Genomic DNA, 13,217 nt, shown 5'->3' on the forward strand with positions numbered 1-13,217 from the left:
GTTGCATCAGCCCCGCACCGGGCAGGCGATGGGCAGCGCTGGCGCCATGCCGCCGCGGCTTTTCAGCACGCGCCATTGCGCCGGGCGGGTGTCGACGGCAATGCGCAGGGCTGCCGGTGACGGGTTGTGCGCAGCCTGTTGCGGCCTGCAGGCAAAGGCCAGGGCCTGGCCGGTTTCGGCGGCCACCTGCAAGCGCCGCAGGGCACGGTCGTCGGCACGTTCCGGCCAGCACAGCACGGCGGCGCAACTGCCCGAGCGCAGGCACTGTTCGGCAGCCCAAAGGGCATCGGCAGGTTCAGCGTCCACCTGCACCAACCAGCGAAGGTCTACCCCCGCTGCCTGCCAGGCCGGGGCATAAGGAATGAAAGGCGGCGCCACCAGCACCACCCGGCTGGCTTCAGCGCTCAGCCTGGCCAGGGTTGGCCAGAGCAGCTGCAATTCGCCACACCCTGGGCTGGCCAGCAACAATTCGCTCAGTGCTGATGCCGGCCAGCCGCCTTCCGGCAAACGTTCGTCGAGCGCAGCATGGCCGGTCGGCTGCAACCCGAGTGGCCGCGCCTGGGCCTGCCGGCCGCGCCATATCCGGCGCTGGTCAAGCAGCCGGTCGAGGTCGACCACCGCGCCCATCAGTCGCGCCTCAGCAAGCCGCAGAACACGCCTTCGATGAAGAACTCCTGCTCTGGCTGCACATCGATGGGGGCATAGGCCGGGTTGCGGGGCAACAGTCGGTAATGCTTGCCCTGGCGTTGCAGGCGCTTGATGGTCACTTCGCCGTCCAGGCGGGCAACCACGACCTGCCCGTCGCGGGCATCTGCCTGCTGCAGGATACCGACCAAATCACCGTCGAAGATGCCGTCGTCGATCATCGAGTCGCCACGCACCTTCAACAGGTAGTCGGGGGTACGCCGGAACAGGCTGGGGTCGAGCAGCAGCTGCTCGTGGATGTCGACGTCAGGGCCGATGGGGGCGCCTGCCGCCACCTGGCCCAGCACCGGCACTTCGAGGATTTCTGGCCGGCGCAGCGGTGCCGCCAGGCGAATGCCCCGCGCCTGGTTCGGCGTGACATCGATGTAGCCGGCCTGGCACAAGGCCGTGATGTGCTTGCGGGCGACGCTGCGCGAGGCAAAACCGAAGCGCGTGGCGATATCGGCCAGGCTCGGCGGCTGGCCGTGATCGGCGATACGCTCACGGATGAATTCGAAGATGGCGCGGCGTTTGGGGGTAAGGTTGTCCATGGAGCACATTTGTACTCCTTTCGAGGCGTGCTGAACAGCCCCCTTTGTCGTCAGCTTTCGCTATGATCCCCAGGCCTGTATTTTCTTGATCTGGATACCCGATGCTGACTGCCCTGCTGTTCGACCTGGATGGAACCCTGACCGACACCGACACTTTGCACCTGGAGGCCTTTCGCCAACTGCTACGGGAGCAGGACGGCCGCGAGCTGAGCCAGGCACAGTTCGATGCCCAGGTGAGCGGCCGCGCCAATGGTGAACTGTTCGCCGAGCTGTTCAGTGGCGCCAGTCGCGAACAATGCCTGGCCCTGGCCGACCGCAAGGAGGCACTGTTCCGCGACATGTCGCCCTCATTGCAACCGCTGCCGGGCCTGTTGCGCCTGCTGGAGTACGCCCAGACGCGCGCCATCGGCATGTGCGTGGTCACCAACGCACCGCGGCTGAACGCCGAGCACATGCTCAAGGCCATGGGCCTGGGCCAGCGCTTCGAGCATGTGCTGGTGGCCGAGGAACTGGCCCGGCCCAAGCCAGACCCGCTGCCCTACCTTACCGGCCTGCAGCGGCTGGGTGCCGAGGCCCGACAGGCGCTGGCTTTCGAGGATTCTCTGCCGGGCGTGGCGGCAGCCAGTGGCGCGGGGATCTTCACCGTGGGCGTTGCCACCACGCAGACGCCGGAGCGACTACTCGCCGCGGGTGCGCAGCGGGTGATACAGGACTTTACCGACCCAGCGCTATGGGCGTTGATCGAGTCCATGCAGTGAGCCTTCGGGGCCTCTTTGCCGCCCCAGGTTTTCACCTCAACAGGCAAGATTCTGCAATTGCCCACGCTCAGGCCGCCCCATGCTGATCGACGAAGAACTGACCCTCAAAAAACTGGACACCTTCCTCGCGTTCATGCGCACCGGCAACCTTGGCCGCGCCGCCGCCGAACTGTCCACCAGCGCCGTCAGCGTGCACCGCGCCATCCATTCACTGGAAAGCGCGCTGCGCTGCCCGCTGTTCAAGCACGAAGGCCGCCAGCTGATCCCGCTGGAAAGTGCCTACGTACTGGAAAAGAAAGCTCGCCAGCTGATCCAGGACGCTGAACAGATGGTGCGCCAGACCCGCGAAGCCGCCGGTTTCTATGCCGAGCGTTTCCGCCTGGGCGCACTCTACTCGCTCACGGTGAAAACCGTGCCCAAACTGGTCATGGGCCTGAAACTGCGCCGCAGTGAACTCAACATCGACCTGACCCTGGGTTCCAACGTCGACCTGCTGCAGCGCCTGAAGAACCACGAGCTGGAAGCCGTCCTCGTTTCCCTCGACGAAAGTGTCAGCGACCCGGCCTGCGAACAACTGCCGCTGTTCTCCGACGACATCTACCTCGCCGTGCCCACCGACTCGCCCTTCGCCGGGCAGGCCGAAGTGGATCTGGCCGACCTCGCCGACTCCACCTTCATCACCCTCACCCAAGGCTTCGCGACTCATCGCGATGGCGCACGGGTGTTCCAGCAAGCTGGTTTCGAACCGAAGGTGGCCATGCAGGTGAACGATATCTTCACCTTGCTGAGCATGGTCAGCTCGGGGGTTGGCTTTGCCTTGCTGCCCGGGCGCATCGCGGCGGTGTACGAAAACCGCGTCAGGTTGATCGCCTTGCAGCCGCAATATCGCCTGCAGCAGCATATCGGCGTGGTATTTCTGAAGGCGCGGGAGCGGGAGCCGAACCTGCTGGCATTGTTGGCGGAATGCCGCATGTACAGCCTGGAACGCTGAGCTGCCGTGCAGCCTGACGCCCGTGCAGCCATACCGCCAATGCCGCCAGCCCGGCAGGCAGCAGCAGCGCAGCGAAAACCTGGGAGAAGCTCCAGCCCAGCGCCAGCATCTGCGCCCCGGCAAAGGCACTGAGCACGGCGCCGATGCGACCGATGCCACTCATCCAACTGGCCCCGGTCGCCCGCGCTTGGGTTGGATAAAAGGCCGCTGCCAACGCATTCATGCCAACACTTGCGCCATTCAGGCCAAAGCCCACGGCGCTGGCAACCACGCACAGCCAGGCGAAGTCTGTGGCCACCTGGCCAATGGCAAAAATCACCGCACCGCTGAACAGGAAGGTCAGCACCAGCACCCGCTGTGCCGGGTAACGATCCATCGCCCAACCCACCGTAACAGCCCCCAGCGGCCCGCCGATCTGGAAACAGGCCGTGACGATGGCTGCTTCGGACACCGAAAAGCCACCGCCCTCCTTCACCAGCGTCGGCAGCCAACCACTGAACAGATACACCAGGAACAACGCCAGCACGTAGCCGACCCAGAGCATGCAAGTACCAAAGCGATACTGGGGCGACAGGACAGTACCGATCGCACCGCCCGCCGGCAGGCCTTTGCCGGGCATGACAAAGGTACTGTCCGCGTTGACCTGCCCTGGCGCCAGGCGGCGAACGATGTCCAGGATACGTTGGCGATTCGCGCCTTTGCTGACCAGGAAGGTCACCGATTCGGGCAGGCGCCAGTACAGCAGCGGCAAGACCAATAGCGGCAATGCCCCGCCCATTGCCAGCACGCTGCGCCAGCCCAGGTTGGGGATCATCCAGGCGCTGACGAAGCCCCCAAACGCCGCGCCCATGGAGAAGCCGCAGAACGCCAGCGTGATCAACAGCGAGCGGCTGCGTGCCGGGGCATATTCACTGACCAGCGTGCTGGCATTGGGCATGGCCGCCCCCAGCCCCAGGCCGGTGAGAAAACGCAGCGTCACCAAGGTTTCCAGATTGGGGGAAAAGGCTGAGGCCAAGGTGAATGAACCAAACAGCAGGACGCTGCACAGTAACACCGCCTTGCGCCCATGGCGGTCAGCCAAAGGACCCGCGACCAGCGCGCCGAGGGCCAGGCCGATCAAGGCAGCGCTCAATACCGGGCCTAGGCTTTGCGCACCCAGGTTCCAGTCACTTTTCAGTTGCGGGGCAATGAAGCCGATGATGGCCACGTCCAGGCCATCAAGGGCAATGATCAGAAAGCCAAGGAACACCACCCATTTCTGGTAGCGGCCGATGGGTTGCCGATCGATCAGCTGGCGCACGTCAAGCGGGTTGTTCATGGGTATCACCTGTTGTTGTTTTTATGGGGGTGTATCGGGGCCGCGTTGCGGCCCAACCGCCAGCACACGCAACATCACCGCCGACTGAGGCTGGTCAGGTGCGCGGGCCTGATGATCCGCGTTTCCTGCGCCACCACCAGGTCGCGGGTGGCATGCAGGTACGCGGCAAAGTCCGGGTCGGCGTCGCGCGCGGCACTGCGCTTTTCAAAGTCATCGAGGCTGTCGTAGCCCCACAAGTGCACCACCTGGTTCAGCGGGCCGATGCTGCTGGTATAGAACCCCAGTGGTGGGCCGAGATGGCGTAGCAGAATCGGCATCGCCAACCGGTCGAAAGCGTCGAGAAAAGCCGCCATGCCACGCGGGCGGATGGTGTAGATGCGGTGGTCAACCACAGGCTTGTCCATCACGCCACCTCCTGCGCGTTGCCCACCGCTGCCAACCCTTGCTCGACACCTGCCAGGTGGCGCCCGGTGATGTAGCCAAAGGTCATGATCGGCCCCAGGGTGATACCCGCCCCGGGGTAGTTCCCCCCCATGATGCTGGCGCGGTCGTTACCTACGGCATACAGGCCATCGATGGCCTGGCCGTCGGCCGCCAGCACTTCGCCAACCACGCTGGTGCGTAGCCCGTCGAATGTGCCAAGGTCGCCCATGATCACCTTCACGGCAAAGTACGGCCCCTCAGCCACCGGTGCCACGCAGGGGTTCGGCTGCTGCTGCGGGTCGGCCAGGTAGCGGTTGAAGCTAGTGCTGCCCCGCCCGAACTGGCGGTCTTCACCGTGAACTGCTCCGAGGTTGTAAGCGCGCACGGTCTGCTCCAACCCTTGTGCATCGATCCCGGCCTTGGCGGCCAGCTCGGCCAGGGTCTTGCCCTTGAGCAGGTAGCCGTTGCGCAACAACGGCCCCAGCGGCATCGGCGCAGGCTTGGCGTAACCCAGGCCGTACTTGGTCAAGGTGCGGCGGTCGCACACCAGCCACATAGCCGTTTCCGCCTGACCTTCACAGGCCCCGATCAGCGCTGCGCCCACGTCATGGTAGGAATTCGACTCGTTGGTGAAACGCCGGCCCGAACGTAGCACACCGATCACACCGGGTTTGTAACGGTCCAGCAAATGCGGAAAGGCTATATGCCGCCCGCCTGCCACCGGCACCTTCGACACGGGCATCCACGCGGCGGGTGCCTGCAGACGGATATCGACCCTGGCCCCCAACGCCTCGGCCATCCGCGCACCATCACCGGTATTGCCCGCCGGCACCGGAGAAAAATGCTCGCCGCCACGCCGCACATGTGGGTAGGCCTGGCGCAGCCGTTGCACATCGTGGGAGAACCCACCACAGGCCAGCACCACCCCACGCCGGGCCTGGATGCACAGCTCGCTGCCGGCCTGCTCGGCCAAGGCACCTACCACGCGGCCACCTTCTTGCAGCAACCTCCGCGCCGGGGTACCCGTCAGGATTGGTATCCCCAGGTCCAGCGCCGAACGCACCAGCCGCGCCGCCAGGGCATTACCGCTGGTAACCTGGGTGCCACGGCGGTACAGGGCCAGCTCCTTCACATGAGTCATCAGGCGCTTGGCTACATACAGGAACGAGGTGAACGAACGGGTAGCATTGAAGAAGTGCTTGAGGTCGGCATTCGAGGAATTGAACATCATGCCGATGAAGGTGATGGTTTTCAGCGGCGGGCGCAGGCGTGCCATGTCCTGGCCGAGACCGCGAATGTCATAGGGGGCGGCCAGTATCGAACGGCCAACGTCAACGCCTCCTTCGACCTGCGGGTGATAGTCGGGGTATAGCGTAGGCACGAACTTCACGGCCGTCTCGCGCTCGAAAAACGCCACCATTTGTGGGGCGTACTGCAAGAATGCCTCGACACCCTCAGCATCGAAGCACGCGCCTGCTTCGTTGCGCAGGTAGGTCATGGCCGCCGCGTGGCTGTCGCTACCGCCGTGCGGGTTGCCTGGCACCCAGAGCACGCCGCCGGAAAATGCCGTGGTGCCGCCGAAGCAGTCGTCCTTTTCGATGACAACCACCTCCAGGCCAAGTTTTTTCGCCGTGATCGCGGTCGTCAGGCCACCGGCCCCTGCACCTATCACCAGCACATCGCAATGGCGCGTATTCATTGGCCTGCCCCCTCGAAACCCGGGCGCGGGATCAGGGCCATGGGCATGCTCTCCAGCCCGCCATCCACGGTCAGCTCAGCACCGTTGATATAGTCGGCGCGGCGGCTGGCCAGGAACAGCACAGCCTCGGCGATGTCTTGTGGTTCGCCGATGCGTTGATTGGCAGTCATGGCACTGCGTTGGCGCTCCACCGCTGGGTCGGCATAGAACGCCGCCGACAATGGCGTGCGAATCAACCCAGGGCACACCGCATTGCTGCGCACACCGCGCGGCCCCCATTCCACGGCAATCTGCCGTGACAGCATGCTGACGCCGGCTTTGGCCGCGCTGTAGGCGCCGCTGTTGGGCTGCGGATAATGGGCAGCAATCGAGGCCACGTGCACCATGCGGCCTTGGCCGCGGGCCAACATCGAGCGGCCAAAGGCCTGGGCGCATAACAGGTAGCCACTCAGGTTGACCGCGAGCACCTGGTTCCAGTGTTCAAGGCTCAACGTGTCCAGTGCGCCGGGGCGCAGCACGCTGGCATTGTTGACCAGTACATCGCAGCGCCCATGCAGCGCTTGTACCTGGGCGGCGGCCTGCTCCACGCTGGCCGGGTCGGCAATGTCACAGGCCAGGGCAGTGATTTCGCCGGCACTGTGCTCACCCATTGTGGCCGCCAGTTCGCGGCATTTGCCCAGGTCGCGGTCCAGCAGCACCACATGGGCCTGCTGCTCGACCAGCGCAGCAGCCAGCGCCGCACCTATGCCACCGGCCGCGCCGGTAATCACGCAGACGGCCGAATCCAGGCCCAGCCACTGAGAGGGAATCTTGTTGTTGTGCATGCAGCTCTCCAGAGTGTCGCTTGTTCTGGGCCACAGCCTATGGCCGGCAGGCACATCGACAGAATGGACAAAACCTGCAACCCGCACCACATTCCGGTCAATTTTTCCCCGACGCCCTGAAGGTTGCGTGTCGCTGTGGCACAGTGGCCCTGTAGCGGACAGAACAATTACAACAACATGAACAAGATCCCCACTTACGCCCTGTACGGTGAAGCCGCGCAGCCGGTATGGCACGAATCCCTGCATGTGGAGCAGATTTCCAAGCGCTCTGGCGCGCACAACTGGGAAATTGCCGCACACCGTCATGACGGCCTGCTGCAACTGCTGTACCTGCAAACCGGGGGCGGCGAGGTGCTGTTCGACAGTGACCGCCTGCAGGTGCAGGCGCCCTGCGTGGTGTATGTACCGGCGCAGGTGGTGCATGGTTTTCATTGGTCTGGACAGGTCGAAGGCCAAGTGATCACGGCTGCCCAGCACCCGCTGGAAGGCATCGCCCAGGTACTGGCACCCAGCCTCGGGGCGCAGCTGCGCAAGCCGCAGGTGATCGCCCTGCCGCGATGGCCAGCCGACGAAGACCCGCTGCTGCCGCTGTGCCGTGCCCTGCGCGAGGAGTACCACAATCGCGCCCGCGAGCATGTGGCCAGCAGCATGGCGCTGCTGCTGACGCTGGTGATTCAGGTACTGCGTCATGAGCCGCAGCTGCCACAGGCTGAGCTGCGCCCGGTGTCAAGACGCAGCCAGCAGTTGACCGCGTTTCGTGAGCTGGTCGACATGCACTATCGCGTGCATTGGCCACTGGCGCAGTACGCTGCAGAGCTGGGCATGACCCCGGCTACGCTGGGCCGGCTGTGCCAGGAGCACCTGGGCATGACGCCAATGAACGTGATCAATGCCCGGCTGGTGCTGGAGGCCAAACGCATGCTCGGGCATTCGAGCCTGAATGTGAAGGCAATCGCGCACGAGCTTGGGTTTGCCGATGTGGGCTATTTCAGCCGGTTCTTTCGCAAGCAGGCGGGGGTGAGCCCCAGCGGGTTTCGGGAAGGCCAGTGAATGATCAGGCCAAAGCCCGCTGCACCTCGCCCACGGTGCTCGCCAGGCTGTTCAGGTGCAGGTTCAGCACACGCTCGACCGGTGCCTGGTCCAGCGGCCAATGCAAGGCGATGCTCCCGGCCAGGCGCCCTTCGGCATGCACCGGCAAGGCGATGGCACGGATGAGGTGCGGCAGGCGCACCGGGTACTCCCAATGCCCTTCGGTGCGCTGGCCAAAGCCCTTGTGCGCCTCTTCCTCGATGGCGCGCAGCACGGTTTCGTCACCGACCCGCGCATGGGATGCCAGGCGCTTCACTTCATCCACCGCCAGCTCGCCCAGGCAGGCCCGCCCCATCGCCGAATGGAACAGGCTGGCATGGTGCCCGACGATTTGACAGGTGTGCGGGTACCGCTTGCGCAAGACCTGGGGGATGGCGCTTTCCATCACCTCCAGCCGCTCACCGTCGAAACACGACAGGTCCACCACCAGGCCAGTGCGCTCACTCAGCTCCAGCAGCAGTGGCGCAGCGCTTTCCACGAGGCGCCGCTTGAAACGCAGCTGGCGGTCGCCATACAGGCGACGCGCACTCAACCGGTAGCGCCGGTCACTCAGGCCACGGTACACCCAGCCTTGCTCCTGCAAAGTGGCGAGCATACGTGACACCGTAGCCTTGGGCAGCGCGGTCAGGTAATGCAGCTCTTCAAGGCCCAGTGCCTGGTGTTCGCCGAGCAGGTCGACGATGGCCAGGGCCCGTTCCACCGAACGCACGCCGCCATTGTCTGCCGTGATGCCCATGGGTATGACCTCCTTGTAGCGGGATGGTCAGAATAGCCAGCAAGATCCGCGCCTGCATGGCGCTTTCACGGCGCCTGCAGGCCCTGCGGCGGGCAGCGCGGCACCCAACGGGTGAGCTGCTCATGGGCGAATGCCAGCTGCAACACGGCGTGGTCAGCCTGGGCCGGGCCTATGATCTGAAGGCCCATGGGCAAGCCGGCCGCATTGAAGCCAACCGGCACGCTGATGCTCGGCAGGCCGGCCAGGGTCGGCCCGATCACGACCTCCATCCAGCGGTGATAGGTGTCCATCGTCTGCCCCCCGACCACCGTTGGCCAGGCCTGCTGTGCATCGAAAGGGAACACCTGGGCCGAGGGCAACAGCAGGAAATCGTAACGTTCGAACAACTTGGCCAGTGCCCGGTACCAGTCGCTGCGGTCCAGCGAGGCCTGGTACAGCGTCGCCGCACTCAGTTGCAAACCGCCCGCCACCTCCCACTGGGCTTCGGGCTTGAGCAGTGCCCGCTTTTTCGGGTCGGCATAGGCCCCGCCGAGGTTGCCGTGCACCAGGAAATGGCGGTGGGTCAGCCAGCATTGCCACAAACGGGCAAGGTCGAATGCAGGCTGGCAGGCCTCGACCCGACAACCCAGCTCGGTAAAGTCGGCCAGCGCTGCCTCACACAGGTTCATCACCCCGTCGTCCAGCGGCAGGTAGCCGTTGTAATCGCCCAGCCAGCCCACCCGTACGCCACGGCAGTCACGCTGCAGCCCGGCAGTAAAATCGCGCCGCCCTTCACTGAGCGACAAGGGCGCCCGCACGTCGACGCCGGCCTGGATCGACAGCAGGCGCGCCACGTCGGTCACACTGCGGCCCATTGGGCCCTCGGTAGCCAGCTGCTGCACGAACAGCTCCGGTGCCGGCCCGTGCGGCACCCGCCCCTGCGAAGGGCGCAGACCGAACACGTTGTTGAACGCTGCCGGGTTACGCAGCGAACCCATCATGTCGCTGCCGTCGGCTACCGGCAGCAGGCGCATGGCCAGGGCAGCCGCCGCCCCGCCGCTGCTGCCGCCCGCCACACGCTGGTGGTCGTAGGCGTTGGTGGTAGTGCCAAACAGCGTGTTGTAGGTCTGCGAGCCCAGGCCGAACTCGGGCACATTGGTCTTGCCCACGATCAGCGCCCCGCTCGCCCGTACCCGCGCCACACTGATCGCGTCATGCTCGGGAACCTGCTCGGCAAACAACGGCGACCCCATCGTGGTGCGCAGCCCGGCAGTGGCGGCCAGGTCCTTGATGGCCTGTGGCATGCCATGCATCCAGCCGCGCGAATGGCCCAGGGCCAGTTCGCGGTCGCGCTCGTCGGCCTCGGCCAGCAGCGCCTCGGCCGGGCGCATCGACACCAGCGCATTGACCTGCGGGTTGCAGCGCTCGATGTGCGCCAGGTAGGCCTGCATCACTTCCCGGCAGGACAGCTGGCGGGCATGGATGGATTGGGACAACGCCTCGGCGTCAAGGGCCACGATGGGGTCGATGGCTAGCGGCTTCACGGTTTCACTCCAAGGTTGAAGGCGGCAGGTTTGCCCGCACGGGGTGCTTCTTTCAGGCAATAAGTACCCAACAGGGTCAGAAGACAGGCAAACAATACGTAGAACGATGGCGCAACGGGGGTGCCGAGCACTTTCGTCAACCAGGTGACGATCAGCGGGGCGAAACCGCCGAACACCATTACCGCCACGTTATAGGCCACCGAAACACCCGTAGAGCGCACCTCGACCGGGAACTGCTCGGCCAAGGCAGTAGGTGCCGGGCCGAAGAACCCGCCGATGGCCGTGCACAGCAGCAGTTGCATGACCAGCAGTCGCTCCAGGGATGGCGCAGCGGCCACCCACACATACAGGGGGTAGACCATCACGAAGAACGCCAGGGTGAAAGCCATCAGCACCGGGCGTCGCCCCAGCCGGTCAGACAACGCTCCGGCCAAGGGAATGACGATGGTCATCAGCCCTACGGCAAGCATCTGTACCAGCAGCACCTGGTCCAGCGGCAGGCCGAGGCTCTTGTGGGCAAAGGTCGGCATGTTCACCAGCACCACGTAGAACGACACCGTCGCACCACAGGCCAGGCCCATCGACACCAGCAGGCTGCGCCGATGCTCACGCAGCACCTGCATCAGGCTCGGCGACTGGCCTTTGGCCTGGCGACGCGCCTCGATGAACTCCTCGGGGTCTTCCATGTGCTTGCGGATCCAGAGGCCAACCGGGCCGATCAGCAGGCCCAGCACGAACGGGATGCGCCAGCCCCAGCTGTCCAGCGTCTCGGGCGAGCACAGGTGGGTGACCAGCGCCACCATCGTCGCGCCGGAGAATACCGCCAGGCATTGCCCCACCAGTTGCCAGGAGCCATACAGGCCCTTGCGATGGGCCGGCGCGCTTTCCACCAGAAAGGCCGTGGCGCTGGCGTACTCACCGCCAGTGGCAAAGCCCTGCAGCATGCGCGCCACCACGATCAGCAGCGGCGCAGCCATGCCGATCGCCAGGTAGTCCGGAGCAAAGGCGATCATGGCGATCGACACGGTCATCAGGCGGATGATCATCTGCATGGCAGCCTTGCGGCCTCTGCGATCGGAATACATGCCCAGCAACACGCCACCCACCGGGCGCATGAAAAAGCCGACGCCGAAGGTGGCCAATGCCATCAGCAGCGAGGCGTATTCGTCGTCGGACGGGAAGAACTGCCGGGCGATGATGCTGGCCAGAAAGCCGTACACGATAAAGTCATACCATTCCAGGGCGTTGCCGATAACGGCGGCCACCACTTGCCGGGTACGCGACACGCCGGTGCTCGAAGTCTGCATAGGGAACACTCCACACAATGATTGGGTGATCGCCCGGGCGCGGTCGCGCCCAGGTTCCAGCGGCAGTCGTCAGAAAGAGGATCAGATGGGCGCAAGCCACCGCTCTGCCAGCGCGCACCAGTAGGCGGCGCCGGTCAGCAGGATGTCGTCATTGAAGTCGTAGGCCGGGTTGTGCACCATCGGCCGTGATACGCCGTTGCCGATGAACAGGTAGGCGCCCGGGCAGCGCTGCAGCATCCAAGCGAAGTCTTCGCTGCCCATCAGCTTGCGGGTGTTGCCATCCACCGCATCAGCCCCGAGCAACTCGACCCCTACCTGCATGGCGAAGGCGTTTTCCTCGGCATGGTTGACCAGCACCGGATAGGCCGGGCGGTGTTCGATACTGGCGCGGCAGCCAAAGCTTTCGGCTTGGCTGACGATGATCGCCCGCACCCGCGCCAGGGTCTGCGCCCGCACCTCGGCGTTGAGCGCGCGCAGGCTCAGGCGCAGCAGCGCCTGCTGAGGAATGACGTTGGCTGCTTCGCCGGCCTGCAACGCACCGACCGTGACCACCGCAGCTTCTTGTGCATCGATGTTGCGGGCGACCACGGTTTGCAGCGCCATTACCACACTGGCCGCCGCCACCAGCGGGTCGACGGTCAGGTGCGGCATCGAGCCATGGCCACCAACACCGTCGAGCGTGACGGTGAGCAGGTCCTGCGACGCCATCATCGGCCCCTCGCGAAAGCCCAGATGCCCGGCCGGCAACCCCGGCATGTTGTGCATGCCGAACAGGGCATCGCAGGGGAAACGCTCCAGCAAGCCGTCGGCCAGCATCGCCTCGGCGCCGCCCTGGCCCTCCTCGGCCGGCTGGAAGATCAGTGTCAGGGTGCCGTCGAACTGCCGGGTTGCCGCCAGGTAGCGTGCGGCGCCCAACAGCATGGTGGTGTGCCCGTCGTGGCCGCAGGCGTGCATGCAGCCTGGGTGCTGGCTGCTGTATGCCGCGCCCGTTGCTTCGTGGATGGGCAGCGCGTCCATGTCGGCGCGCAGGCCCAGGCGGCGTTGGCTGCTGCCATTGCGCAATACACCGACCACGCCTGTCTGGCCGATGCCCGTGTGCACCTCGTAGCCCCACGCCTCGAGCAACCGGGCAACCAGTGCCGAGGTACGGCTTTCTTCAAAGCCCAGTTCCGGGTGAGCGTGGATATCGTGACGGATTGCGTGCAGGTCGCTGGCCACATCGTTCAGCCAGGCCAGGATGTGCTGGTGTCGGGACATGCAGAGTCTCCTCGCGCGGGTGATTTCCCGTTCTTGTTGTTCGCCTTGAGATCACGA

At 65.1% G+C, this 13,217-nt stretch carries 12 protein-coding genes and 1 pseudogene; 3 read left to right on the forward strand and 10 right to left on the reverse strand.

What is annotated here, in order from left to right; translation table 11 throughout:
- Window positions 1-6: 6 nt before the first annotated feature.
- Entirely contained in the window at window positions 7-627 is a 621-nt protein-coding gene (imuA, locus tag E8E68_RS17065) for a translesion DNA synthesis-associated protein ImuA (protein WP_266029599.1), read from the reverse strand.
- Window positions 627-1,244: a transcriptional repressor LexA gene (gene lexA, locus E8E68_RS17070; protein WP_110745312.1), complete on the reverse strand. Its 618-nt coding sequence runs from the start codon at window positions 1,242-1,244 to the stop codon at window positions 627-629. The genes imuA and lexA overlap by 1 nt, the downstream gene beginning before the upstream one ends.
- Before the next feature lie 92 nt (window positions 1,245-1,336).
- On the opposite strand from lexA, the gene E8E68_RS17075 reads away from it, so the two are divergent.
- On the forward strand, window positions 1,337-1,993 hold the full coding sequence (locus E8E68_RS17075; RefSeq protein ID WP_280343055.1) for an HAD family phosphatase: 657 nt from the start codon (window positions 1,337-1,339) through the stop codon (window positions 1,991-1,993).
- A 79-nt stretch (window positions 1,994-2,072) separates the two neighbouring features.
- The gene (locus E8E68_RS17080; protein ID WP_110745314.1) at window positions 2,073-2,984 is read left to right on the forward strand and encodes a LysR substrate-binding domain-containing protein; all 912 of its coding nucleotides are present in this window, start codon (window positions 2,073-2,075) and stop codon (window positions 2,982-2,984) included.
- Here E8E68_RS17080 and E8E68_RS17085 read toward each other — a convergent pair.
- From E8E68_RS17085 to E8E68_RS17100, 4 genes and pseudogenes are all read right to left on the reverse strand, one after another.
- A pseudogene (locus E8E68_RS17085) lies at window positions 2,920-4,302 on the reverse strand (aromatic acid/H+ symport family MFS transporter); the annotation flags it as partial. The gene E8E68_RS17080 and the pseudogene E8E68_RS17085 sit on opposite strands and share 65 nt — an antisense overlap.
- 74 nt (window positions 4,303-4,376) lie before the next feature.
- Window positions 4,377-4,706 (reverse strand): NIPSNAP family protein, encoded by a 330-nt coding sequence (locus E8E68_RS17090; protein ID WP_266029596.1) that lies wholly within the window; start codon window positions 4,704-4,706, stop codon window positions 4,377-4,379.
- Window positions 4,706-6,424: an FAD-dependent oxidoreductase gene (locus E8E68_RS17095; protein WP_280343059.1), complete on the reverse strand. Its 1,719-nt coding sequence runs from the start codon at window positions 6,422-6,424 to the stop codon at window positions 4,706-4,708. Before E8E68_RS17095 ends, E8E68_RS17090 begins: the two co-directional genes overlap by 1 nt.
- Window positions 6,421-7,248: an SDR family oxidoreductase gene (locus E8E68_RS17100; protein ID WP_110745318.1), complete on the reverse strand. Its 828-nt coding sequence runs from the start codon at window positions 7,246-7,248 to the stop codon at window positions 6,421-6,423. The genes E8E68_RS17095 and E8E68_RS17100 overlap by 4 nt, the downstream gene beginning before the upstream one ends.
- Window positions 7,249-7,425: 177 nt before the next feature.
- Between E8E68_RS17100 and E8E68_RS17105 the strand changes: the two genes are divergently transcribed.
- Window positions 7,426-8,298 (forward strand): helix-turn-helix domain-containing protein, encoded by an 873-nt coding sequence (locus E8E68_RS17105; RefSeq protein ID WP_280343062.1) that lies wholly within the window; start codon window positions 7,426-7,428, stop codon window positions 8,296-8,298.
- A gap of 4 nt (window positions 8,299-8,302) precedes the next feature.
- Here the strand turns inward: E8E68_RS17105 and E8E68_RS17110 are convergent, their stop codons facing one another.
- The 4 genes from E8E68_RS17110 to E8E68_RS17125 form a co-directional block, all read right to left on the reverse strand.
- Window positions 8,303-9,073, reverse strand: a complete 771-nt coding sequence (locus E8E68_RS17110; protein WP_266029593.1) for a helix-turn-helix domain-containing protein — start codon at window positions 9,071-9,073, stop codon at window positions 8,303-8,305.
- A 65-nt stretch (window positions 9,074-9,138) separates the two neighbouring features.
- The gene (locus tag E8E68_RS17115) at window positions 9,139-10,596 is read right to left on the reverse strand and encodes an amidase (RefSeq protein ID WP_266029592.1); all 1,458 of its coding nucleotides are present in this window, start codon (window positions 10,594-10,596) and stop codon (window positions 9,139-9,141) included.
- Window positions 10,593-11,903: a citrate-proton symporter gene (locus E8E68_RS17120; protein ID WP_280343066.1), complete on the reverse strand. Its 1,311-nt coding sequence runs from the start codon at window positions 11,901-11,903 to the stop codon at window positions 10,593-10,595. Before E8E68_RS17120 ends, E8E68_RS17115 begins: the two co-directional genes overlap by 4 nt.
- Window positions 11,904-11,984: 81 nt before the next feature.
- Window positions 11,985-13,160: a M20 aminoacylase family protein gene (locus E8E68_RS17125; protein WP_266029590.1), complete on the reverse strand. Its 1,176-nt coding sequence runs from the start codon at window positions 13,158-13,160 to the stop codon at window positions 11,985-11,987.
- Between the last annotated feature and the right edge of the window lie 57 nt (window positions 13,161-13,217).

Source organism: Pseudomonas sp. BN607 (assembly GCF_029871175.1).
Lineage (GTDB): Bacteria > Pseudomonadota > Gammaproteobacteria > Pseudomonadales > Pseudomonadaceae > Aquipseudomonas.